This window comes from Arthrobacter sp. P1_D12 (assembly GCF_056406175.1).
The window spans coordinates 1-23,308 of the sequence record NZ_JBFUAR010000006.1; the positions used below are offsets into that span (position 1 = coordinate 1).

Consider the following 23,308-nt stretch of genomic DNA (forward strand, 5'->3'; position numbering starts at 1 on the left):
GCGGCCGCCCCGGCCGCATCCAGGCTGCTGGTTTCGTCCACGATGATCCGGGCGTGCTGCCAGGAGATCGCCCCCCTTCTGGCTCAGCGCCGTCGTCGTCGTCATTACTTACTACGTGCGGAGCCACCTGGACGAAACCCCGGTGTTCGCCGAGGCGAAGGAAGAAAGCGCCGTTCGCAAGCTGCCGTTGAACGACGTGTTCAAGTACCACTGGCGGAAGGTCATCCGCGTCGCCGGGGCGTCATTGATGGCAGCGATGCAGACCTTGTTCGCCGTGTTCAGCCTTTCGTATGCCACCTCAGTCGGGGTGGACCGGAGCGCGATGCTCGCGATCATCTCCGGCGCAATTGCGCTGTCGATTATCGGAATCCCTGCGGCCGGCTACCTCTCCGACGTCATCGGCCGCAAGAAGACGATGCTGATCGCCTCTGCCGGCTGTTCGCTCACGATCTTCGGATACCTTTGGGCGATCTCGACGACGGATATCGTGCTGATCGCGATTTTCGGGTTCCTTAACATGACGCTGTTCTTCAGCTGCTACAACGGCGTGTGGACATCGTTCTTCGCCGAGCAATTCCCCGCACCCGTCCGGTTCACGGGCATGGCCGTCAGCAACCAACTCGGCAACCTCCTTGCCGGATTCGCCCCGATGGTCGCGGCGATTCTCCTCAAGCCGGGCCCGTCGGGCTGGCTTCCGGTGGCAATCTTCGGCGCGGTTGCCGCCGGCATTGCCGCGGTCGCGGTGATCGGGCTGCGCGAGACGTCCAAGACTCCGACGGAACTGCTCGGTGGTCGCCGGGCGGCGGACCGGGTGCATCAACTGGACACCGTCACGACCGCCTGATCCCGCTCCCAGGTGAGCCAGCCGCGGCGGGCTGACCCGTCGACGAGGTTGTCGCTCATCCAGCTCTGCCCAGTGGAGACACCGATGACCTCGAAGAGGTCCCCGGCGGGTACTCCGTGTTCGGCCGCGAGGTTGAGCATCCGTGATGTGGCGGCAAGGTTGTAGGTAGCCAGGGCGTTGTTGAGGAGTTTCACCAAGGCCGGCTGGCCATAGGACTGCATCCGGAAGACGCGGCCGGAGATGTCAGCCAGCAACCTGCCCTCGGCGTCGGTGGGGGCAGGGCCGGCGAGGAAGATGGTCATCGAACCGTGGCGTGCACCCTGGGGGCCGCCTGAGACCGGGGCTTCGAACGCGCGCCAGGACTCTGGAGCCGACGCAAAGATCCTCCGGGCGTCCGCGGGTGCGAGCGTGGTGTGGACAAAGACGGTCAGCGGCCGTTCGGTATGGTCTTTGAGGGCCTCGAACACGGAGGAGACCTGGTCGGCCAACCGCACCGCAATGTGGACGCTGTCGACCGACGGCCAGTCAACACCGGCGAGGTCGTTGCCGGCAGGTGATTTGTTCTCGTCCGACCACTCCCGGATGCGGTCCTGGTTGAAGTCGTAGCCATAAACAGCTTGCCCCAGCTCGGCGAGGTGTGCGCCGATGTTTCCGCCGATGGGTCCGAGTCCTATTACCAAATGCATGAGCGTTCCTTGAGTGTGAGGGAGGAGATTGTGGGAGGCGATGGGCGGAGTAGCATCTCAGTCCGTGGGTGAGTCCGGGGTCAGACCGCGCTCCGCCATGACCTCCTTGACGAGGGTCAGTGCGTTAAGTACGCGCGGGAACCCGATGTAGGGGATGCAGTGGATCAGGGCACCGACGATCTTCTCTTTGGTCAGGCCCACATTGAAACCTGTGTTGATGTGCAACTTCAACTGGGGCTCGGTGCCCAGGGCAACAAGCGTGGAGATGGTCACCAGTGTCTGCTCCTGCTGGGTCAGGGCAGTCCGGGAGTAGATGTCCCCGAAGGCGAAGGAGACGATGTAGTCGGACAGGTCCTCGTCCAGGCTCTTGTAGGACTCGACGAGCTTGACGTGGTCGAAGGTGTTGGCGTGTTCCGTGGAGACGAGTTCCATCATGCGGTCGAGTCCGCGCTGGTAACGATCTGTGGCCATGTCGGCGCTCCTAAAAGTGCGTAGGGTGGTTGTGGGTTTGTCGGGTGGGGGTTGCTTCAACCACCCACGAAACGCTACGTTGCGTAGCGTTATTAACTTTAGCGCTTCTGGCGCGGAACGGGAAGGGGGCGTGGATGTGGCTAACCCCACAGTGACGGGCGAGGACGGGACGGCCGCGGCCCCTCAACCCGCGGACACGGGTCGGCGCGCGAGGACGGAGAAGTTGATTCTTGCCGCAACGAGGGAAATGCTCGCGGAGTCTGGAGTCAACGGCCTGACTGTCGAGGGCGTGGCGAACCGTTCCGGCGTGGCCAAGACGACCATCTACCGCCGGTATCGGTCGAAGACCGACCTCGCACTTGCCGTCCTGCTGGACTCGGTCGAGTACCTGGGGACGACGCCGGATGTCGGGGATACGTACGCCGAACTGGCGGCAGTGGTTGACCGCACCATCGAGCTCCTTAGCTCCACCCTGATAGGCCGCATCATGCAGGGCCTCGTATCGGAGGTCGCTGCGGACCCGGAACTTGCGCGTGCTTACCGGGAGCGGGTGGTGAACCGCCGGGTGGCAGATGTACGCCTCCTGGTGGAGCGGGGCATCTCCCGAGGAGACCTGAGCCCGGACGTCGACGCCGAGATGCTCACCGACCTCCTGCTGGGGCCGATCTACTACCGGTTCTTCCTGAGCGGCTCGCCGCTGAATGAAGGCTTTGGGGTCCGGCTGGTCAACACGCTGTTTTCGCGCCGACCCGCCCACGGGGGCACGCCGTAGAAGCGATGACGGCGCGGGGCCCCGTGCCGACGTCGATCCCCTGACTCTTATTCGAAGACGGTGGTCAGCGTCCCTCACATGGGCGCGGGCATGTATAGCCCTGGCAGCAGCTCCGGGTGCGCCGGGACGAAGAGCGCGAAAACGATCAGCGAGACACCAGTTATCCGGCTGAAGGCGGGCCCGTATTTCCATGTCTTCTCCAGGAAGATAACTACCGTGAGCACGGCCATCCACGCCAGGTTCATCACGCCCACGGCAATCAGCACCAGCATGAGCCCCCAACAGCAGCCGACGCAGTACACGCCGTGATACATGCCGACGCGGACGTCCCGCAAGCGGCCCTTGTACCCGGATACGTGCAGCAGGAAGGCTATGGGCGACCGGCAGTGCCTGAGGCAGAAGTCCTTCAGCGGGGTCAGCTGGTAGGCTCCGGCCGCCACGAGGACGCCGGCACCCACCCAGGGTGCGATGTCCGCCGCGTTCTCAGCCAGCAGCGCAGACAGGGCCGCGGCCGCGTAGGCCACGACGCCGAATCCGATCCATGTCAGAAGGTAGCCGCCTACCAGGGCCGTTGTCCGGATGGCCCTGACCCGGCTGCTGCGCACGGCGCGGATGGATCTGAGATACATCGAAGTCAGGGGCGCCAGCGCCGGCAACATCATGGCTGCCATCATCAGCGTCCACACCGCCAGGAAACCCCAGAGCCTCAATCCCATCGTTCCCGGGCCTGTGGACATGTCGGAAAGGCCTAAGAAAGTCAGGTACCAGGCCAGTGCGGCGCACCCGATCAGCGCCAACTCTCCGGCATGGTGGCCGGCTGTCAGGCGGCTGCTGCCCGGCACCTAAGCGGACCAGGCGAAGGGGGCCGAGAAAGAGTTCTTACCGGCGTTATCCCAGGTCATCCCGAACACATCGACGCTGGCGGTGCTGGCTGTGCCCGCTGCCAGAGTGTCGGCCGGGAATCCGACCCCACTAAGTTTCACTCCCCGCCCTGTGGAATCAAATGGATTCATGAAGTCCTCGACCACCATGTCAACGGCACTGCCAATACGGACCTGATGGTTCCGCCCGTCGTCGGCGTAGGCCATTTCCTGGGACTCCATGCCCGCCATTTCACCGATCAAGGGAGCGAGGCCCTCCATCGGTCCGCCGAGCTGGCCGCCGAAGACTGCACCGAGCGCTTCGGCCTGCTCGGCGGAGGCGGCGGCGTCCATCAGGAGACCGACCTTCCAGCCCCCCTCACTCATCAGGGCCGGGGTATCGGCCACGACGCAGACTGTCAGACCGCCGACGTCGACACCGTTGACTTCGCCGGTTTCCACGTGGAAGGCCAAGGCCACGTTGCAGCGGTCATTGTCCGCCGGTGCCGTCTGTCCTGTCGCCGTACACGGGCAGACCATGTCGCAATTGCAGTTCTCAAAATAGGTACCTTCGACATGCCACGGCATTTAGGGCTCCTTTCGAAGAGGCCCCCCAAAACAAATCCTCCTCGCGGCCCTGAGCAGTGTCAACGCCATGCGGACACCCACGCAAAGGGCCCTCCCGGCCGGCCCCGCGCTTCGAATAAAGGGGCGCGGGTCGTCCTGCCGGAACGGTCGCCAAGGCGACTTTTCCGTTTGCAGCAGCGGTGCAACACCGCTGCTAGCTGGCCGGCGTCACGACGTCCTCCAGCATTGACCTGTCGAAGAACCGGACCTCACCCGTTGCCTGGAAGAACACCGGGACAACCGAGGTGCTCGGGTCCTTCGAGGTTTCGTAGATCTCAGGCGCGCCCCCGTGTTTGCGCGCGATGGTTCCAACCAGGTCAGTGCCGCGAACCCGGACGGTTCGATATTTGTAGCTCATGTGGACCCTTTCGTCTGCCGACCCCTTCGTCTGCCAAGGCAAACCCTACTCCTGAGGGGCGCAGTCGTCAGCGGATCCGGGCGTCGCTGGGCTTCCTTGGCGCGGGTCCCTACCCAATGTCGGCCTCATCACACGTCACGGCATAGGATCGAAACTGTGGAACTAACCGAGAGGACGCTACAGGCGGCCTTGTGGCGGGTAAGCAAGCCGCAGAAACTACTTGAGAGTATGGATCATGGCTTCCAAAAATGACCCCGAGTCCGACGTCGATGCGGAGTCGGGCCAGCACGGCGGTGTCCAGTCAGTGGACCGGGCGCTTATGGTCCTGGAAATCCTGGCGCGGGACGGCCACGCGGGCGTGAGCGAAATCGCCGACGAGATGGGCATCCACAAGTCCACAGTCTCCCGGCTGCTGGGTTCGCTGGTGAGCCGGGAAATGGTCCACCAGAACAGCGAGCGCGGAAAGTACCAGCTGGGCTTCGGCATCCTGAGGCTGGCAAGCTCCATCCCCGGGCGGCTCAGCCTGGTCCGCGAGGCCCGGCCCGTACTCGAAAGCCTGGCGGAGGAGTTCAAGGAGACGGTGAACCTGGCCGTCCTGCGCTCCAACTACGCCGTCAACGTGGACCAGGCCATGGGCCCGTCAACCTTGGCCACCTACGACTGGGTGGGCAGCCTGACGCCGCTCCACGCGACCTCCAGTGGAAAGGTGCTGCTGGCTGCACTGTCCGCGGACGAGCGGGACCGTGTCCTGAAGGAGACCGGGCTTCCGGCCCGGACGCCGCGGACCATCACCAACAGGAACAAGCTCGAAAGCCAGCTGATCGACGTCGCCCGTGACGGCTACGGAGTGGTCCGGGAGGAGTTCGAAATCGGGCTCAACTCGATGTCCGTGCCGGTGTACAACCATGTGGGAGCCGTGATCGGCGCGGTCAGCATTTCCGGGCCGGCCTTCCGTTTTGATCCGGAGACGGCGCCGGGACTCCTCGATGCGCTGAAACAGGCGGGGATGCAGATCAGCGCGAAGATGGGCTACACCGGGCGTTAAACTCCACGCTGGTGGTTGGGCTTGCTGGAGCATCACTCGGCACCAGCACGCCGCCCTTGGCATAGACCTTCGATCCCATGGCCGGCTGGCACCGCTCGCAGGCGTCGAAGTCCTGCTGGTTGACGCGGTGGAACAGCTCCACGGACGCGCTGACGTCCTTGCCGCTCTCCACGACGCTGGGCACGTAGAGCCAGTCGCACTCCACGATCGTGTGGTCCGCGGCCATGGGGAACATGCGGTGGATGATCACGTGGTCCGGGACCAGGTTCACGAACACTGTGGGCTTGATGGTGATGGCGTAGTACCGGCGGTCCTGGTCCTCCCCCACCCCCGGAATCAGGTCCAGCCCTTCCGAGCCGTCGATGGTGAAACCCTTGACGTCCTCGCCGAACTCGGCGCCGTGGCCCACGAAGTACTGCGCCGCCAGGCCGTCAGCGAATTCCGGCAGCACCTCGGTGAGTTCGGGGTGGATGGTGGCGCAGTGGTAGCACTCCATGAAGTTCTCGATGATGAGTTTCCAGTTCGCCTTCACGTCATAGCGGATCCGGCGGCCCAGGCTGAGGTTGGCCACGTCGTAGCCTTCGATCGCTTTGAGGTCGCCGAGCCGTTCCTCGATGGCACCCATCACTTCCTCTTCGAATGACGGCGGCTCGTCAGCCAGGCACACCCAGACGTAGCCCAGGTATTCGCGGATATGGACCTTCACCAGGCCGTACTCGTCCCGGTCGATGTCCGGCATCTTGGTCAGGTTGGGGGCCGCGATGAGTTTGCCTTCGAAGTCATAGGTCCAGGCGTGGTACGGGCACTGGAACGAGCGGGCGGCTTCGCCCTGCTCTTCCATGCACAGCTTGACGCCCCGGTGCCGGCAGATGTTGTAGAAGGCACGGATTCCGCCCTTGCGGGTCCGGCTGATCAGCACGCTCTCCCGCCCCACCTGGACCGTCCTCCAGGCACCCGCCTTGTCCAGGTCCGCGGACCGGACGGCGCAGAACCACATCTGCTCGAAGATCCGCTCCTGCTCCGCCCGGAATACGGGTTCATCCACGTAGGTGTAACCGGGCAGGGTGGGGATCAGACTCGGGGCGCTTACCTCAACAGACAATTTGTCCTCCTAACGAACAAAACGAACAACGAAAGCTGGAACTTGTTGGGACGGGATTTTTGGGTCAGGTTTCAGGCACGGTTATCAGGACACGGCGGCAGCCCCCACCAGGGCCACCAGCGCGGAGGCGTCCGCACAGGCAGCCTGCCCGCTGGGCGCGCCCAGCGGCCGGGCGGGTGCAGCGAGCAGGCGTCGCCACTTCGTGAACAGCCGCGGCTGGTTCATCCCGAGGACAGCCACCGGAACATCCCCGCGGTAGTACACGGCAAGACAGCTATGCGTCAGGACGTCGCCGGCTTCGATCTCCACCCGGTCATAGCCGGCACTGTGGCCGGCGAACTGCAACTTGACGCCGTACTGGTCGGACCAGAAATAGTGAGGCTTTGCCGGCTTCGGCGTGGCATCAGAGTCCAGCAGCGCCTCAACGGCCAGGGCCGCACGCTCCAGGGCACCGGTCCAGTGCTCCACCCGGCGGTGTGTGCCGGCTGCAAGGTCGAACCAGGATGCGCAGTCGCCCACGGCCACGATCCCGGGGACACCGGTGCGGCCCATGGCATCGCACAGCACACCGCCGCGGAGCTCCACGCCGGAGCCCTCCAGCCAGCCGGTGTTCGGCTCGGCTCCAATGCCAACCACCACGACGTCGGCGGCCACATAGCGTCCACCGGCCAGCCGGAGCCCGGTGACGTTGCCTTCGCCGCTGTAGAAGTCCTCTATGACTGCTGAGGAAATGAACTCCACGCCGTTGGCGGCATGGAGCCCGGCCACCACGCCGCCCATCTCCGTACCGAGCTGGGCGGCGAACGGGACGGCCTTGGTGTCGATCATCGTGACTTCCATGCCACGCGACGCGGCAGCGGAGGCCACCTCGGCGCCGATGAAACCGGCCCCGATCACAGCCATCCTGCTCCCGGGCACCAGCTCGGGGGCAAGACTCTGTGCGTCCGCCAGGGTGCGCAACGTGAACACATTGCTCAGCCCCGCCAAGATAGGCAACTGCCGTGCCTTCGCGCCGGTGGCAATGACAATTCCGTCCGCTGTCACGCTGCGGCCGTCCCTCAGGAGGATGGTTCGCGAAGTGGCATCCAAAGACGCGGCTCCGGAACCGAGCAGCCATTCGGCCTGCAGCTCGTCGGCGTCGGACTCCAGGAAAAGGTCCTCCGCTGTGATGGCGCCGAGCAGGAAGTCCTTGGACAGCGGCGGCCGGTCATACGGCCGGTGCGGCTCGTCGCCAATAATGACCAGCCGGCCGGTAAAGCCTTGGGCGCGGGCCGCCCGGGCGGCGGAAAGACCCGCCAGGGAAGCTCCCACAATCGCAAGCGCCTGCATTTCGACGTCCCTTCAATTGCTTCTTACGCAACAACAATCGCTATGTGCAACAGCGTGATCCATGCCACGCCCACTGTCAAGGGTCCTTCCGCCAAAGGGACCCTGGCACGAAACAGAGAGGTAATACCTTGACAAGCATTGTGACCTACCGCACTCTGTTGCTTATTGCGATTGCTGTTGTTCACTACGGAACACCACCAGCGGCAGTTGCACAGCCAAGGATCCCGACCGAAGAAGAGGTCCCTCCATGCACAAGGCATGCCCGCTCAGCGAACTGGCGCCCGGGGAAGCGCTGCGGCTGAACACCTCACCGCCCATCGCCGTCTTCCACACCGAGGAAGGCGAACTCTTTGCCATTGACGACACATGCACCCACCAGGATGCTTCCCTGGCGGACGGCTGGGTGGAGGACTGCTGGGTCGAATGCCCGCTCCACGCATCCAGGTTCAACCTGCGTACGGGAAGCGTCGACGCCCCGCCGGCCAAGCTGCCGGTCCGCTCCCACGAAGTCACAGTGATCGACGGCGACATCATGATCACCGAATCCAATGAGGTTCCCAACCTCCCCCCAGGCCTGACAGTGGACGGCCACGTCTAGCCCCAGCCCATGAATCCGAACAGAGGAATCCCTCATGGCATTGAACAGTGACATTGGCTTGAACAGCGACACGAACTTGAACAGTGACATCGGTGTGGACACCGACGTCAACGTCACCACCCCCGCCGGGCAGGCGGCAGTCCTCACGCCTTCAACACCTTTGGAAGCGGAGCCAACTGCCCCGGATCCCCTCCCTCCCGCACTCGTCCCGGATACCGAAAACTATGATCAGCTCCTGCAGGAACTGCGTCAGGGCAAGACCGAGCGGGCCGTGACGGAACGCCGGAACCGCAAGCTGACCCTCGACAAGGTCACATTCGGGATCACGGGCGCATGCGCCGTCGCCTTCGTGATGTGGGGTTTCCTCGGAAGGGATAGCCTTTCTGCCACGTCGCAGGGCGTTCTCGACTGGGTCATGGAGTACACCGGCTGGCTCTTCATGGTGTTGGCTTCTCTCTTCGTGGTCTTCGTGCTGTGGCTCGCCGTCGGTAAGTTCGGCAACATCCCGCTAGGCAAAGACGGGGAAAAACCCGAATTCCGCACCATCTCCTGGATAGCCATGATGTTTGCCGCAGGCATGGGCATCGGGCTCATGTTCTACGGCGTGGCTGAACCCCTGTACCACTACATCTCACCGCCGCCCGGAACCGTGGACGGACGGACCCCCGCAGCCATCCAGACCGCCATGGCAACGTCCATCTTCCACTGGACCCTGCACCCCTGGGCAATGTACGCGGTTGTTGGCATCGCCATGGCCTACGGCAGCTACCGTCTGGGGCGCAAACAACTCATCTCTGCGGCCTTCACCTCGCTTTTTGGCATACGGATGGTCGAAGGGCCCGTCGGCAAGTTCATCAACATCCTGGCAATCTTCGCCACACTGTTCGGTACCGCAGCGTCGTTGGGCCTTGGCGCCCTCCAGATCGGCAGCGGCCTGACGTCCAACGGCTGGGTCGGGGAGATCGGCACCCCGGTGCTCGTGGTGATCGTGGCTATCCTGACCACCTGCTTCGTGGCCTCCGCGGTATCCGGCATCAGCCGCGGTATCCAATGGCTGTCCAACATCAACATGGTCCTGGCCGTCGTCCTGGCACTCATCGTCTTTGTTGCCGGCCCCACGCTCTTCATCCTCAACCTGATTCCAGCCGCGATCGGTGACTATGCCAGGGACCTGGCCGAAATGTCTTCCCGGACGGAAGCAGTGGGAGACGAGGCACTGCGGAGCTGGATGTCCAGCTGGACGATCTTCTACTGGGCCTGGTGGCTGTCCTGGACGCCGTTCGTTGGAATGTTCATCGCCCGCATCAGCCGGGGACGCACCATCCGGCAGTTCGTCACCGGAGTACTGCTGGTTCCGAGCATTGTCAGCGTGATCTGGTTCGGCATCTTCGGCGGCACTGCCTTCAGCATCCAGCAGCAAGCCGACAAGACAGAGAACCCCGCTGACGGCCTCGTGAAAATGGTCGACGGCGCACCCTCCATATCCTTCGACGGTGCCCTCTTCGACCTGGTCAAGAACCTGAACATGCCCGCCTGGGCAACCACCGCAGTCATCGTGCTGGCCATGGTCCTCGTGGCAATATTCTTCATCACCGGAGCAGACTCAGCCTCCATTATCATGGCCTCGCTGAGCTCCAACGGAGCCAGCGAACCTCGCCGCGGACTGGTGATCTTCTGGGGCCTGCTGACCGGCGGAGTGGCAGCCGTGATGCTCCTGGCCGGCGGCGATGAACCGTCCGAAGCGCTATCCGGCCTGCAGCGCATCACAATCGTGGCCGCCCTGCCTTTCGTTCTGGTCATGCTGCTGCTGTGCGTCGCACTGGCCCGTGACCTGCGCCGCGATCCGCTGGCCTTGCGACAGAGGCTCGCCACGACCGTCGTCGAACGTGCCATCCGCACCGGCGTGGAACAGCACGGAGGCGTCCAGTTTGATCTCGTGACCAAGCATGAGTGCGACGGACGCTGTTCCTCAGCCACCCGCTGCCCCGGCGATGCCACAGACAGCGACGCCAAATCCGGAGCCTCTCCCGACGCTGTCGCCACGAAGTAGGAGGAAATCGTGACCACAATTCTTGATGGCCGCCCCGCCGGCGGCATTCCAGCCGCAACGGCCGAGGCCGCTGCTAAGCCCTCGTCGCCCAAAACCCGCACGCCTGAGTTCGTCCTCACCCTGGCCTGCCCCGAAAGGCCCGGCATCGTCCGGGCCGTCACCGCCTTCCTGGCCGACCGCGGTTTCGACATCGTGGAGCATCAGCAGTTCGATGACCACGTCAGCGGGAACCTGTTTCTGCGCACCGCCTTCACCGGCGGGCGCACGGACACCGGTGACGGAACCCGTCCAGATCCCGGTTCCGACGGGCTCAACGACCGGGTTTCCATCGCGGAGAGGCTCACGGCCGGCTTCGCGGCAACGGCCGCCGAATTTGGCATGAACTTCACCTTCCACGACGGCCGGCCGCAGCGCCTCCTGGTCATGGTCTCCAAATTCGGCCACTGCCTGAACGACCTGATCTACCGGTGGCGCGCGGGCAGCCTGGGTGCGGAGATCGCCGTCGTGGTTTCCAACCATGAGGACCTTCGCGCTATGGCCGAAAACGCCGGGCTCCCGTTCATCCATGTTCCGGTGACCCCCGACACCAAACCGGAAGCCGAGGCGCGGCTGCTGGAACTCGTGGCCGGGTACGACGCCGACTTGGTGGTCCTGGCGCGGTATATGCAGGTGCTGTCCAATGATCTGTGCACAAACCTGCGCGGCCGGGCCATCAACATCCACCATTCCTTCCTGCCGGGCTTCAAGGGCGCGAAGCCGTACCACCAGGCTTACGACCGCGGCGTGAAGCTCATCGGGGCCACGGCGCACTACGTGACGCCGGACCTGGATGAGGGCCCCATCATCGAGCAGGAGGTCTTCCGGGTGGACCACAGCCTGGATGCGGACGCCCTGGTGACGGTTGGCCGGGACGCCGAATCACAGGCCCTGTCCCGGGCTGTGAAGTGGCATTGCCAGCACCGCGTCCTGCTCAACAACACCCGCACCGTCGTATTCCGCTAACGCGAACCAGGAGAACAACTTATGAGCGCATCACCACGCGTCGTCATCATCGGCGCCGGCATCGTCGGCACCAACCTCGCGGACGAACTCGCCAGCCGCGGCTGGAACAACATCACAGTCGTCGAACAGGGTCCGCTGGAACTGGCCGGCGGTTCCACCTCGCACGCCCCCGGCCTGGTCTTCCAGACCAACCCGTCCAAGACCATGACGGAATTCGCCAGCTACACGGTGGACAAGCTGCTCTCCCTCAGCGCCGACGGAGTGTCTTGCTTCAACCAGCTCGGCGGGCTTGAGCTTGCCACCACCGAGGTGCGGCTGCAGGACCTCAAGCGCAAGCTGGGGTACGCCACCTCTTGGGGTATCGAAGGCCGGATCATCGACCCCGACGAGTGCGGGAAGCACTACCCGCTGCTGACTACCGGGGCGCTGGCGAACGGCAACGAGGTCCTCGGCGGCCTTCACGTCCCGACGGACGGCCTGGCCTCCGCGGCCCGCGCCGTCCAGCTGCTGATCAGCCGCACCCGCCAAGCCGGCGTGACCTACCTCGGCTCCACCACCGTGACGGGCATCCAACAGGCCTCGGGCAGGGTCACCGGCGTCGAAACGGCCGACGGCGTGATCCCGGCGGACATTGTGGTGTCCTGCGCCGGGTTCTGGGGCCGCGAGCTCGGCAAGATGGTTGGCTTGAAGGTGCCGCTGCTGCCGCTGGCGCACCAGTACGTGAAGACCACGCCACTTCCAGAGCTGAAGGGCCGGAACGAACTTCCCAACGGAGCCCGACTGCCCATCCTGCGCTTCCAGGACAAGGACCTCTACTACCGCGAGCACGGCGACCGGATCGGCATCGGCAGCTACGCGCACCGACCGATGCCGGTGGACATGGCACGGCTTCCCAGGGTTGGCGCGGAGGAGATGTCGGATCACCGCATGCCCTCCCGCCTGGACTTCACGATGGAAGACTTCCTGCCCGCCTGGGAGGACAGCCAGGACCTCCTTCCGGCCCTGCGCGGGGCCCGGATCGAGGACGGGTTCAATGGCATCTTCTCTTTCACTCCCGACGGCGGCCCGCTGATGGGCGAGTCCCCCGACGTCGACGGCTTCTTCGTTGCCGAGGCAGTCTGGGTCACCCACTCAGCCGGCGTCGCCAGGGCCATGGCGGAGCTGCTCACCGAGGGCCAGTCCCGCACCGACCTGCACGGCTGCGAGCTCACGCGCTTCGAGAAGGTTCAGACCAGCGACCAGTATGTCAGCGAAACGTCCCAGCAGAACTTCGTGGAAATCTACGACGTCCTGCACCCGCTGCAGCCCAAGGAATCCCCGCGGGACCTGCGCGTCAGCCCGTTCAACATCCGGCAGAAGGAGCTCGGGGCGTTCTTCCTGGAGTCCGCTGGCTGGGAGCGCCCGCATTGGTTCGAGGCCAACCGCGGCCTGCTCGACGAACTGCCGGCGCAATGGCAGGCACCCGAGCGGGACGAGTGGTCCGCGATGTTCCACTCCCCCATCTCGGCGGCCGAAGCGTGGAAGACGCGTACCGCCGTCGGGCTTTATGACATGACGCCGCTGAAGCGGCTGGCGGTCACGGGGCCCGGGGCGCTGCCACTGCTGCAGCGGCTGAGCACCGGCACCATCGCAAAGAAGCCGGGGGCCGTGACGTACTGCCTCCTGCTGGCGGACGACGGCGGCATCCGCAGCGACGTGACGGTCGCCCGGCTCGCTGAGGAGCAGTTCCAGCTCGGCGTGAACAGCAACGTGGACTTCGACTACCTTCGTGTCGAGGCCAGGAAGCAGTCGGCGGCGGATCCAGCCCGGTGGGTGCACGTTTCCGACATCACCGGCAGCACCTGCTGCATCGGGCTCTGGGGGCCGCTGGCACGTGAAGTGATCGGCAAGCTCAGCACGGACAACCTCAGCAACGAGGGCCTGAAGTACTTCCGCACCAAGGACATCTCGGTGGGCGGCATCCCCGTCACCGCCATGCGGCTCTCCTATGTAGGCGAGCTTGGCTGGGAGCTATACACCACCGCCGAGTACGGGCTGAAGCTGTGGGACCTCCTCTTCGAGGCAGGAAAGGAACACGGCATCATCGCGGCCGGGCGTGGAGCGTTCAACAGCATGCGGCTCGAGAAGGGCTACCGGTTGTGGGGCACGGACATGACCTCCCAGCACCACCCTTATGAGGCCGGCCTGGGATTCTCGATCGCCAAGGACAAAGAGGGCTTCGTGGGCTGCGAAGCCCTGGCCGCATGTAGGGATCAGCCGGCCACAAGGGCGCTGCGGTGCCTGACCATGGACGACGGCACGTCCATGGTGCTGGGCAAGGAACCGGTGTACGTCAACGGCGAGGCCGCGGGCTATGTCACCAGCGCCGCGTACGGCTACACGGTGCGCAAGCCGATCGCCTACGCCTGGCTGCCTGCCTCGGTGACCGAGGGCGACGCCGTAGAGGTGGAGTACTTCGGCGGGCGCATCGCGGCGACCGTCACGGCCGAGCCACTCTTCGATCCCGGCATGGAGCGGCTGCGCGGCTGACGCGATCCGGCCCGCCGGTCTGGGGAAATCCCGAGGCTGGCGGGCCGTTCGCGCGAACAGACAATGGAGTCCGCCCTCCTGCCGCCAGCTGGCATTTAACGGCAGTCCCGGCGTCGGACACTGCCGTCATCTGCCACCTGGAGCAAAGAGGCGCAACAAAATGGCCCCGCCTCCCGGGCTGGATTCCAACCAGGAAGCGGGGCCGCTCCGTCGTAGTGGCTAGCTCGCCGTGGCCGCCCCAAGCGCGGCAGCCGGCTCGAGGCGCTCCACAGGGTGCGGCACGAAGCGGACGAACATCGCCTTGAAGCCCGGGGTGTTGGATTCCCGTGCCACGTTCTCCTTGTGGACCAGGGCGTTGGCCTCGGGGAAATACGCCGCAGCGCAGCCCTTGGCCGTCGGGTAGGCCACCAGGCGGAACTTGTCCGCCTGCCGGTCGTGACCCCGGAACGTGCTCACCACGTCCACCAGGTCCCGGTCCCGGAAACCAAGCTCTGCCAAGTCCTCCGGATGCACCAGGATTACCCTGCGCCCGTCCGAGATCCCGCGGTACCTGTCATCCACGCCGTAGAACGTGGTGTTGTACTGGTCGTGGCTGCGGATGGTCTGGAGGACCAGGTGGCCCTTCGGCGGGGTGAGGTACTCCAGCGGGCTGACGGTGAACCGGCCGCGGCCGATGTCCGTCTTGAAGGACCGGGTGTCCCGCGGCGGGTTGGGCAGAACAAAGCCGTTCTTGGTCCGGATCCGGGCGTTGAAGTCCCCGAAGCCCGGGATGACGCGGGAGATGTGGTCCCGGACCACGTCGTAGTCCCCGGCCATGGCCTTCCAGTTGACCGGGTGGTCCTCGCCGAACGTGGCGTCGGCCATCCGGGCGATGATCACCGGCTCCGCGAGCAGGTGCTCGGAGACCGGCTGGAGTCTGCCCTGCGTGGAGTGGACCACGGACATGGAGTCCTCCACGGACAGGAACTGGGCGCCGCCCGGGTGCTTGTCGTCCCTGTCCGTCCGGCCCAGCGTGGGCAGGATGAGCGAGGTGCGCCCGTGCACCACGTGGGAACGGTTCGGTTTGGTGGAGATGTGGACGGTCAGGCCGATCCGCTGCATCCCGGCTTCGAGGGTTTCGGTGTCGGAGCAGGCGAGGGAGAAGTTGCCGCCCATCGACACAAAGACGTCCACGTCGTCGCGTTCGAAGGCCTCCATGGCCTCCACGGCGTCAACGCCGTGGCCGCGCGGGGACTGGATTCCAAATTCCTTGTCGAGGGCCTCCAGGAGCCATTCCTTGGGCTTCTCCCAGATGCCCATGGTCCGGTCACCCTGGACGTTGGAGTGCCCGCGGACCGGGCAGGCCCCGGCCCCGGGCTTGCCGAAGTTGCCCTGCAGGAGCAGGACGTTGACCATTTCCTTGATGGTGTCCACCGAGTGCGGCTGCTGCGTCACGCCAAGGGCCCAACAGAAGATCGTGGCCTTGGACCGGATCAGCATTCCGGCCACGTCCTCGATCTGCGTCCGGGCCAGGCCGGTGGCCTTCTCGATTTCGTCCCAGTCCAGCTCCCGGCGGGCGTCGCGGTAGGCGTCGAAGCCGTCCGTCTGCGCCTCGACGAAAGTCCGGTCGACGACGGTGCCGGGTGCCCGATCTTCCTCCTCCAAGAGCAGGTGGCCCAAGGCCTGGAACAAAGCCAGGTCCCCGCCCACCTTGATCTGCAGGTACTCGTCGGCCAAAGGTGTGCCGTTGCCGAGCACACCGGAGACGGTCTGCGGGTCCTTGAAGTTGAACAGCCCGGCCTCGGGCAGCGGGTTCACCGCCACCACCTTGCCGCCGTTGTCCTTGCATTCCTTGAGCGCTGAGAGCATCCGGGGATGGTTGGTGCCGGGATTCTGCCCGACCACAAAAATCAGTTCCGCGTCGTGGATATCGTCAAGGGACACGGTGCCCTTGCCGATCCCGATGGTCGGATTCAGCGCCGAGCCCGAGGACTCGTGGCACATGTTTGAGCAGTCCGGCAGGTTGTTGGTGCCCAGGGCCCGGGCGAACAGCTGGTACATGAACGCGGTCTCGTTGGCCGTGCGCCCGGAGGTGTAAAAGACGCAGCGGTCAGGGGTTGAAGCGCGGATGTGCTCCCCGATCAGACCGAACGCTTCGGCCCAGGAGATCGGCGAATAATGCGTGTCTCCTTCGCGGATGACCACGGGCTCACTGAGCCGGCCCTGGTTGCCCAGCCAGTATTCCGTCTTCCCAGCCAGTTCGGCGATGGAATGCCGGGCCCAGAACTCCGCCCCGACCGTGCGCAGGGTGTTCTCCTCCGCCACCGCCTTGGCGCCGTTCTCGCAGAACTCGGCCGTTTTGCGCTTCTTGTCCGATTCCGGCCACGCGCAACCCGGGCAGTCGAACCCGCCGCGCTGGTTCAGCCGCAGCAGCGAGTGGGCCGTCCGGGATACTCCGGCCTGGGCCACGGCGCGCTCCAGCGCCACCATCACCGCCTTGACGCCCGCTGCTTGCTTCTTCGGTGTGTGGACTTCCAGCTCGTCCTCGTTGATGTCCGCGACGGGAGCCGGCTGCCTGCCTAATTTCACAGCTTCACCTTGGCCAGCGTCTCCCGCTCCGCCCCGATCGTGGTGCTGTCGCCGTGCCCGGTGCGGACCACGGTCTCGGGAGGGAGCGTCAGCAGCCGTTCCCGGATCGAGGCGAGGATGGTGGGGTAGTCGCTGTAGGACCTGCCGGTCGCCCCCGGGCCCCCGTTGAACAGAGTGTCGCCGGTGAACACCGTTCCCTCCCCCGCCAGCAGGAAGCAGGTGGATCCGGGTGAGTGGCCGGGGGTGTGGATGGCCCTCAGTGTCGCGCCTCCCACGCGGAAGACCTCGCCATCGGCAAGATCACGGTCCGGCTTGACGTCGGGATAAACCTGTTCCCAGAGCATCAGGTCATCGGGGTGCAGGTGGATGGGGGCATTCACCGCCGCTGCGACCTCGCGGGCCGCGCCAATGTGGTCGTTGTGCGCATGGGTGAGCAGGATGGCAAGGACCTTCCGGCCGCGGACCTGGTCGATGATTGCTGCTGCGTCGTGCGGGGAGTCGATGATCACGCATTCTTCGCGATCGCCGACGATCCAGACGTTGTTGTCCACGTCCCAGGTGCCGCCGTCGAGCGAAAACGTCCCCGACGTCACCAGGCTCTCGATGGTGACGCTCATGCGGACTCCGCCACGGCCGCGAGATCGGCGGACGGCCGGATTTCAACCACGGAGCGCAGGACCTTGCCCTCGTGCATCTTGCCGAAGGCCTCTTCCACCTGGTCGATGGTGATGCGTTCGGTGACGAAGGCGTCCAGGTCCAGATTGCCGAGCTTGTAGTGCTGGACCAGCATCGGGAAGTCGCGGGACGGCAGGCAGTCTCCGTACCAGGAGGATTTCAGCGACCCGCCGCGGCCAAAGACATCCAGCAGCGGCAACTCGAGCAACATGTCCGGCGTCGGCACACCCACCAGCACCACGCGGCCGGCGAGGTCCCGGGCGTAGAACGCCTGCTTGTACGTTTCGGGGCGTCCCACCGCCTCGATCACGACGTCGGCACCGTTGCCGCCGGTCAGCGCCCGGATGGCTTCTATCGGGTCTTCCCTGCTGGAGTCCACGCCGTGGGTGGCGCCGAGGGACTTGGCCATTTCCACTTTGTTGGCGTCGATATCCACCGCGATGATCGTCGTCGCGCCAGCCAGCTTCGCGCCGGCGATCGCGGCGATGCCCACGCCGCCGCAGCCGATGACGGCGACGGATTCGCCGCGCTTGACCTCACCGGTGTTGATGGCGGCGCCGATGCCCGCCATCACACCGCAGCCGAGCAGCCCGACAGCTGCGGGATCGGCGTCCTCGTCAACCTTCGTGCACTGCCCGGCCGCGACGAGCGTCTTCTCGGCGAAGGCCCCGATGCCGAGCGCCGGCGAGAGCTCCGTGCCGTCCTCAAGAGTCATCTTTTGCGTTGCATTGTGGGTGTTGAAACAGTACTGCGGCTGGCCCTTGGCACAGGCACGGCACTCGCCACACACCGCGCGCCAGTTCAGGATCACGCGGTCCCCGGGAGCCACTTCGGTGACGTCCGGGCCGACGGCGCTGACCACGCCGGTGGCCTCATGGCCCAGCAGGATGGGGAAATCATCGGTGATTCCGCCCTGCTTATAGTGGAGGTCCGTGTGGCAGACGCCGCAGGTCAGAATGTCCACGAGCGCCTCACCGGGTCCGGGATCCGGCACGAGGATGTTCTCGACCGAAACAGGGGCATTCTTTTCTTTGGCGATGACCGCCTTTACTTTGTGAACCATCGTTCCTGTGTTCCTTTCCTGAGTCCGCGAGGGACTCTTTTGCGGGACTCTTGGCGACGGACACGCGATGCCAATCTGGCCCAGCCGTTGCGGCCCGAAATCGTCTGCCCGTGCCCCCAAGCTCTTGTCCTGTGCTTGGACGGTGAGGGCACGTCCCCCACCTGCCATCGAATTGCGTATTACACAACACGATTCACATAGCGCGTACTCTGAAAATATGGCAGTCATCACACCGGAGTGTCAATAGATTCCCGCAGTGCGACCTTCGCGTCCTGACGTGAAAGCTCTGCGGCGCGCGACACCGTACAGAACTCCACGCAGATCCCTTTTGTACGCGCCAGCAACCTGGGCAAAAAGTGTCAGCTACATCGCCGCCCGCGTGCCAGAATCCTCACATGAGCAAGGAACGCAATGAACTGAAGAGCATCGGATACGAAATCTTCATCGGTATCCTTTCGATCCTGTCGATCGTCAATCTCGTACTCTTGTACGCCGCGCAGGACGAGTCGCTCGACACCGTACTGAAGGCGATGAACGCCCTGTTCAGCATTATCTTCGTCGCCGACTTCCTCTACCGGATCTTCACCGCACCATCGGCGGGCGCCTATTTCTTCAAGCACTTCGGCTGGGCCGACCTGTTGGCCAGTGTGCCTTTGGCGCAGTTCAAGATCCTGCGCGTTTTCCGGCTTGCCCGGGTGTACCGGCTGCTTCGCGATGTCGGCATCCAGACGGTCGGCCGAGCGCTGATCAAAGATCGGGCCGGCAGCTCCCTGTACATACTGCTGCTCATGGGCATTTTCGTGCTGGAATTCGGAAGCCTCACGATGCTCGGCGTCGAGCAGTACGCCCCAGGGGCCAACATCACGACCGCCTCGGACTCCCTCTGGTACACGATCGTCACGATCTCGACCGTCGGATACGGTGACCAATATCCGGTCACCGATGCGGGCCGCATGATCGGGACGGGCATCATCGTCGTCGGTGTCGGCATCTTCGGCACATTCACCGGCTATCTGGCCAACTTCTTCCTGGCTCCCAAGAAGGCTTCCGCACCGCCCGTCGATGCGGCTGACACGAGTGCCGCAACGGTCGAGGGGCTCCGCCTGAGCCTCGAAGAGTCCGAGGCAAAGCTCGCCGAGATCAGAAAGCTCCTTGCCGGGCCAACCGAGTGAAAGTTCGCGCCAGACCCGACGCCACGTGTGCCAGCCCCTCGTGACCCGGCGCCTCTGACCCGGCGCCTCTGTTGAAGGGATTGTTCAACCAGACGGGGGCGTGAACTGGCTGGCGGTAAACTCCGCCCCCTGGGGGTCCCGGATCAGTGCCGTGCGCGTCCACTCGGTCTCGCTTTGGCTAAGGACTTGGGCGCCGAGCCGCTTCGCATCAACCACCGTCTGGTCCCGGTCGGCAACGGTGAACGAGACGTGCCACTGCGGCAGCTCGTCGGGGGCCGTGGTCGCGATCCAGGCGATCGCATCCTCGAAGCCAGGTGGAGGGGCCAGGGCTGACTGCCTCGCCCTGATGCCCGGATCGATTGTCGCCTCAAGGTGATCACCGTAACCGGGCCTGCGGACCATGATCCCGAAGCCGAGGTCGTCGACTTGCCAGCCAAACACGTCCTCATAGAACTTGATGGCCGCGCCGGGGTTAGGCGTGTGGAGGTCGCTGAAATTCCAGGACCCCGGCGCATTGGCGACCTGTGCCCCCAAGCGTCGCCTGGCTTGCCAAATGCGGAACCCGACGCCCCCTGGATCGGTCAACGCAGCACTGCGGCCGCCTTCTCCAGCGTCTGCGGCTGCCGACCGCACCGTAGCGCCGGCTGCGACCAGACGCTGCACTGCGGTATCCGCGTCCTCGACGGATATGTAGGTATTCCATGCCGCGGCACCACGGGCGTCCGCCATCCCGGCGACGTCCTGGCCATCGAGCTTGGCTATCAAGTATCGGCCCGGCGCGCCCGCCGGCACGGCGTCCTCGAACGTCCAGCCAAAGAGGCCGGCATAGAACTCGGCGGCCGCCTCGACGTCGGGCTGCTCGGTGTCGATCCAACACGGTACGCCCTGAGGGTAGGTTCGCTGCGTCACATCTCGCTCCCGTCCATGGACATAGCCTAACGAGCGGGGGCCCGGCCGGGCGCTCAACTCCTCTATTTAAATAGTCTTACTATGAGTCTTTGAGAGGTCCTTCGGACCCCGGTCAGGAAAGATCCGATATGGGCCGAGCCGTTGCCTGGTCAGGCACATGCGGCCCTCAACTAAAGGTGGAGTAGCAATGGTGCCAGGTTCAAAATCCGAAAAGAAACGCGGCGTCCTTTTCGACGTCGACGGGACCTTGATTGACTCCAGCTATTTCCACGCCCTTGCTTGGTGGCAGGCGTTCCGGCGGGAGGGGCTGGACGTCCAGATCTCGGCTATCCACCGCTGCGTCGGCATGGGCGGCGACAAGCTCATCGAACACTTGGTCCCCGGGTGCACCAAGGACATGCAGGACGACCTCAAGTCCTCGCACGGCGCCGTGTTCTCCACCTACTGGCCTTCCCTGCGCCCCTTCGACTCTGCCCGGGACCTCCTGGCCGCATGCTCCGACGCCGGGCTGGCCGTAGGCTTGGCATCATCAGCGCAGGAGCGCGACCTGGACGTCACCCGGCGCCTCCTGGACGCCGGCACGTCCATTGATGCGTGGACCAGTTCCAACGACGCCGCCGAGAGCAAGCCCGCTCCCGACATTCTGCTGGCGTGCCTGGACAAGCTTGAACTCAGCCCGGCGGACGTCGTGTTTGTTGGCGACGCCGTCTGGGACGTGCTGGCCGCCGCGGCAATCGGAGTTCCCGCCATTGCCCTGACCTGTGGCGGAATCAGCGAAGCCGAACTGCGGGAGGCCGGTGCCGCAGAGGTCTACGACAATCCGCGGCACCTGTTGGAAAACCTTGAAAGCAGCGCGATTGGAAAGCTGAGCGCCTGACTACGGCACGCCTGGCCTCAGGGCGCCCGGAGCCTCCCGGCGCGGACTGCCCACCCAGGGCCCAAGTCAGCCAGCGGCGAATTGAACACAGCGTGGTCCGCTGAGCTGTGACGTGGCGGCCCGGCTCAGGGATTACTTCGTCGTTTGGCTGCGGCGAGTTCGCGTTCCAAGTGCCGGTTGGCCGCCTCCAGCTCGAGGACGACCCGGATCCCGGCAAGGTTGAGCCCGTCCTGAAGGAGCGCGCTGATCCTGCGAAGCGCTACCAAATCCTGCTCGCTGTACAGGCGGGTACCGCCGTCGGTCCGGCCCGGCTGCAACAGCCCCTTGCGTTCGTAGAGACGCAAATTCTGCTGTCCCATCCCCACGAGTTCGGCCGCCACAGAGATGGCATAGACGCCCGCGGCCCCACCGGTGTCCGGCCCCATAGGATCCTCCTAAGACCTGTTAATTAACCTCTTGCACCAGTGTGGCACCGGTGTTATAAAAAATCTATCGCAGTCAGGATAGATAATCTGGCTGGGCAACGTCATACACGATCTGTAGGGAGTGAGATAGCCATGCTGATGCGCACCGACCCGTTTCGCGAGCTCGACCGGCTCACCCAGCAGGTCCTCGGCACGGCGGCAAGGCCCGCCGCGATGCTCATGGACGCTTGGCAAGACGGAGAGGAATTTGTCGTCGCATTCGATCTGCCCAGGGTGGACGTCGACTCGGTGGACATCGACATCGAACGCAACGTCCTGACGGTCCGCGCCGAACGGAAGAATCTGACGGACGACACCACGGAACTGATTGCGTCCGAGCGTCCCCGCGGCGTTTTCAGCCGCCAGATCATCCTCGGCGATGCCCTGGACACCGAGGCGGTGAAGGCCAGCTACGACGCGGGCGTGCTGTTGCTACGGATCCCCATCGCCGAAAAGGCAAAACCCCGCCGGATCCAGATCGAGACCAGTAGTGACCAGGCCCAGGAGATCAGCGCCTGACTGCCTCCACACTGACGCCGTCAGGAAAGCAGTCAGCCAAGCAGGGAATTGAGCGACGGCGCCCAGCCCAGGCGGGGGCGTCGCGCACCGGGCAGAATTCTCACCACATCCCAGGCCGGATCCGGAACAACGAAGTCAGCCAAGCTGAAGCCGAGGGGCCGGCCACGAGCAACTGCAGGAAAGGAACTGACATGACCACCACCCACTTTGACAGGTTCCTTAGCGAAGCTCTCGCCACTGGCCGCGAGTCCGACACCGGATTGGGGAAGGACGAGCTCTACGGCCTCTACACGAGTTGGTGCCTGATAAACCAGGACCGGCCACAGCCCGCCCGGTCCCTCTGGGCGGCACTGAAGGAACACCGGATCAATCCTGCGGACAACCGCCTGACTATGACCGGACCGGCCGCTACGGATTACATCCTGGCCAGCGCGCCCAACCTGGCCTGATCCGGCACACCTCCCGGCGGGCGCAGGCCTCGCACCCACTCCAACTCTCGGGAGCAGGTCACAAGTGCGCCCGCCGGTGTGCTCGCGCCGTTCCCGGAATCATTACTTCTTGAAGGCGTCCTTGACCTTTTCGCCGGCCTGCTTCAGGTCAGCTTTGACTTGGTCCCCTTTGCCTTCGGCTTCCAGCGCCGGGTCGTTGGTAGCTTTGCCGGCCGCTTCTTTGCTCTTGCCACCGAGATTCTCGGCGGCGTTCTGGATCTTGTCTCCCGCTCCCATGATGGTCCTCCGATGGTTGCGCCGCGGGCCGGTCGCCAGCGGCGATACTAAAAGTTTAAGCAC

At 64.7% G+C, this 23,308-nt stretch carries 23 protein-coding genes and 1 pseudogene; 11 read left to right on the top strand and 13 right to left on the bottom strand.

Annotation, left to right across the window (positions count from 1 at the left end):
* Positions 1–85: 85 nt before the first annotated feature.
* Positions 86–844: pseudogene (locus AC1DZV_RS06420) on the top strand (MFS transporter); the annotation flags it as partial.
* Here the strand turns inward: AC1DZV_RS06420 and AC1DZV_RS06425 are convergent.
* The gene (locus AC1DZV_RS06425; protein ID WP_476953269.1) at positions 817–1,530 is read right to left on the bottom strand and encodes an NAD(P)-binding domain-containing protein; all 714 of its coding nucleotides are present in this window, start codon (positions 1,528–1,530) and stop codon (positions 817–819) included. The pseudogene AC1DZV_RS06420 and the gene AC1DZV_RS06425 sit on opposite strands and share 28 nt — an antisense overlap.
* Positions 1,531–1,587: 57 nt before the next feature.
* Positions 1,588–2,001 carry a carboxymuconolactone decarboxylase family protein gene (locus AC1DZV_RS06430; protein ID WP_476952217.1) on the bottom strand — a complete coding sequence of 138 codons (414 nt, stop codon included), beginning with the start codon at positions 1,999–2,001 and terminating at the stop codon, positions 1,588–1,590.
* Between the two features lie 136 nt (positions 2,002–2,137).
* Between AC1DZV_RS06430 and AC1DZV_RS06435 the strand changes: the two genes are divergently transcribed.
* On the top strand, positions 2,138–2,773 hold the full coding sequence (locus AC1DZV_RS06435; protein ID WP_476953270.1) for a TetR/AcrR family transcriptional regulator: 636 nt from the start codon (positions 2,138–2,140) through the stop codon (positions 2,771–2,773).
* A 74-nt stretch (positions 2,774–2,847) separates the two neighbouring features.
* On the opposite strand, the gene AC1DZV_RS06440 is transcribed toward AC1DZV_RS06435, so the two are convergent.
* From AC1DZV_RS06440 to AC1DZV_RS06450, 3 genes are all read right to left on the bottom strand, one after another.
* The gene (locus AC1DZV_RS06440) at positions 2,848–3,510 is read right to left on the bottom strand and encodes a DUF2182 domain-containing protein (protein ID WP_459384654.1); all 663 of its coding nucleotides are present in this window, start codon (positions 3,508–3,510) and stop codon (positions 2,848–2,850) included.
* A 105-nt stretch (positions 3,511–3,615) separates the two neighbouring features.
* Complete coding sequence (locus AC1DZV_RS06445; RefSeq protein WP_028276219.1) at positions 3,616–4,221, bottom strand: DUF1326 domain-containing protein; 606 nt, start codon at positions 4,219–4,221, stop codon at positions 3,616–3,618.
* Positions 4,222–4,414: 193 nt separating this feature from the next.
* Positions 4,415–4,618, bottom strand: a complete 204-nt coding sequence (locus tag AC1DZV_RS06450) for a hypothetical protein (RefSeq protein WP_043435465.1) — start codon at positions 4,616–4,618, stop codon at positions 4,415–4,417.
* A 235-nt stretch (positions 4,619–4,853) separates the two neighbouring features.
* Here AC1DZV_RS06450 and AC1DZV_RS06455 point away from each other — a divergent pair, with 235 nt between their 5' ends.
* Entirely contained in the window at positions 4,854–5,663 is an 810-nt protein-coding gene (locus AC1DZV_RS06455; RefSeq protein WP_028276217.1) for an IclR family transcriptional regulator, read from the top strand.
* On the opposite strand, the gene AC1DZV_RS06460 is transcribed toward AC1DZV_RS06455, so the two are convergent.
* The gene (locus AC1DZV_RS06460) at positions 5,632–6,765 is read right to left on the bottom strand and encodes an aromatic ring-hydroxylating oxygenase subunit alpha (protein ID WP_476953271.1); all 1,134 of its coding nucleotides are present in this window, start codon (positions 6,763–6,765) and stop codon (positions 5,632–5,634) included. The two genes, AC1DZV_RS06455 and AC1DZV_RS06460, sit on opposite strands and share 32 nt — an antisense overlap.
* An 84-nt stretch (positions 6,766–6,849) precedes the next feature.
* Positions 6,850–8,094, bottom strand: a complete 1,245-nt coding sequence (locus AC1DZV_RS06465) for an NAD(P)/FAD-dependent oxidoreductase (protein WP_476953272.1) — start codon at positions 8,092–8,094, stop codon at positions 6,850–6,852.
* 247 nt (positions 8,095–8,341) lie between these two features.
* Here AC1DZV_RS06465 and AC1DZV_RS06470 point away from each other — a divergent pair, with 247 nt between their 5' ends.
* The 4 genes from AC1DZV_RS06470 to AC1DZV_RS06485 are packed head-to-tail and all read left to right on the top strand — an operon-like array spanning position 8,342 to position 14,273.
* Complete coding sequence (locus AC1DZV_RS06470) at positions 8,342–8,692, top strand: bifunctional 3-phenylpropionate/cinnamic acid dioxygenase ferredoxin subunit (RefSeq protein WP_028276214.1); 351 nt, start codon at positions 8,342–8,344, stop codon at positions 8,690–8,692.
* Between the two features lie 34 nt (positions 8,693–8,726).
* Positions 8,727–10,742 carry a BCCT family transporter gene (locus tag AC1DZV_RS06475; protein ID WP_243177879.1) on the top strand — a complete coding sequence of 672 codons (2,016 nt, stop codon included), beginning with the start codon at positions 8,727–8,729 and terminating at the stop codon, positions 10,740–10,742.
* Between the two features lie 9 nt (positions 10,743–10,751).
* On the top strand, positions 10,752–11,744 hold the full coding sequence (purU, locus tag AC1DZV_RS06480; RefSeq protein WP_476953273.1) for a formyltetrahydrofolate deformylase: 993 nt from the start codon (positions 10,752–10,754) through the stop codon (positions 11,742–11,744).
* Positions 11,745–11,765: 21 nt separating this feature from the next.
* Positions 11,766–14,273: a GcvT family protein gene (locus AC1DZV_RS06485; RefSeq protein WP_476953274.1), complete on the top strand. Its 2,508-nt coding sequence runs from the start codon at positions 11,766–11,768 to the stop codon at positions 14,271–14,273.
* A gap of 219 nt (positions 14,274–14,492) precedes the next feature.
* On the opposite strand, the gene AC1DZV_RS06490 is transcribed toward AC1DZV_RS06485, so the two are convergent.
* From AC1DZV_RS06490 to AC1DZV_RS06500, 3 genes are read right to left on the bottom strand one after another with little or no spacing between them, the layout of a single operon-like run.
* Positions 14,493–16,841, bottom strand: coding sequence for an FdhF/YdeP family oxidoreductase (locus AC1DZV_RS06490; protein ID WP_476953275.1), 2,349 nt, complete (start codon positions 16,839–16,841; stop codon positions 14,493–14,495).
* Positions 16,838–17,458 carry an MBL fold metallo-hydrolase gene (locus tag AC1DZV_RS06495; protein ID WP_476953276.1) on the bottom strand — a complete coding sequence of 207 codons (621 nt, stop codon included), beginning with the start codon at positions 17,456–17,458 and terminating at the stop codon, positions 16,838–16,840. The genes AC1DZV_RS06490 and AC1DZV_RS06495 overlap by 4 nt, the downstream gene beginning before the upstream one ends.
* On the bottom strand, positions 17,455–18,579 hold the full coding sequence (locus AC1DZV_RS06500) for an S-(hydroxymethyl)mycothiol dehydrogenase (RefSeq protein WP_476950269.1): 1,125 nt from the start codon (positions 18,577–18,579) through the stop codon (positions 17,455–17,457). The genes AC1DZV_RS06495 and AC1DZV_RS06500 overlap by 4 nt, the downstream gene beginning before the upstream one ends.
* Positions 18,580–18,974: 395 nt before the next feature.
* On the opposite strand from AC1DZV_RS06500, the gene AC1DZV_RS06505 reads away from it, so the two are divergent.
* Positions 18,975–19,751 carry an ion transporter gene (locus AC1DZV_RS06505; protein WP_243177885.1) on the top strand — a complete coding sequence of 259 codons (777 nt, stop codon included), beginning with the start codon at positions 18,975–18,977 and terminating at the stop codon, positions 19,749–19,751.
* A gap of 84 nt (positions 19,752–19,835) precedes the next feature.
* Here the strand turns inward: AC1DZV_RS06505 and AC1DZV_RS06510 are convergent, their stop codons facing one another.
* Positions 19,836–20,660 carry a VOC family protein gene (locus AC1DZV_RS06510; protein WP_476953277.1) on the bottom strand — a complete coding sequence of 275 codons (825 nt, stop codon included), beginning with the start codon at positions 20,658–20,660 and terminating at the stop codon, positions 19,836–19,838.
* A 187-nt stretch (positions 20,661–20,847) separates the two neighbouring features.
* Between AC1DZV_RS06510 and AC1DZV_RS06515 the strand changes: the two genes are divergently transcribed.
* The gene (locus AC1DZV_RS06515) at positions 20,848–21,537 is read left to right on the top strand and encodes an HAD family hydrolase (protein ID WP_476953278.1); all 690 of its coding nucleotides are present in this window, start codon (positions 20,848–20,850) and stop codon (positions 21,535–21,537) included.
* Positions 21,538–21,662: 125 nt separating this feature from the next.
* On the opposite strand, the gene AC1DZV_RS06520 is transcribed toward AC1DZV_RS06515, so the two are convergent.
* The gene (locus AC1DZV_RS06520) at positions 21,663–21,962 is read right to left on the bottom strand and encodes a MerR family transcriptional regulator (protein WP_243177888.1); all 300 of its coding nucleotides are present in this window, start codon (positions 21,960–21,962) and stop codon (positions 21,663–21,665) included.
* A 132-nt stretch (positions 21,963–22,094) separates the two neighbouring features.
* Between AC1DZV_RS06520 and AC1DZV_RS06525 the strand changes: the two genes are divergently transcribed.
* Both AC1DZV_RS06525 and AC1DZV_RS06530 read left to right on the top strand, forming a co-directional pair.
* Positions 22,095–22,520 carry an Hsp20/alpha crystallin family protein gene (locus tag AC1DZV_RS06525; protein ID WP_476953279.1) on the top strand — a complete coding sequence of 142 codons (426 nt, stop codon included), beginning with the start codon at positions 22,095–22,097 and terminating at the stop codon, positions 22,518–22,520.
* Positions 22,521–22,711: 191 nt separating this feature from the next.
* Positions 22,712–22,969 (top strand): hypothetical protein, encoded by a 258-nt coding sequence (locus tag AC1DZV_RS06530; protein WP_028276206.1) that lies wholly within the window; start codon positions 22,712–22,714, stop codon positions 22,967–22,969.
* A 102-nt stretch (positions 22,970–23,071) separates the two neighbouring features.
* On the opposite strand, the gene AC1DZV_RS06535 is transcribed toward AC1DZV_RS06530, so the two are convergent.
* Positions 23,072–23,245, bottom strand: coding sequence for a CsbD family protein (locus AC1DZV_RS06535; RefSeq protein WP_043435456.1), 174 nt, complete (start codon positions 23,243–23,245; stop codon positions 23,072–23,074).
* Positions 23,246–23,308 lie beyond the last annotated feature (63 nt).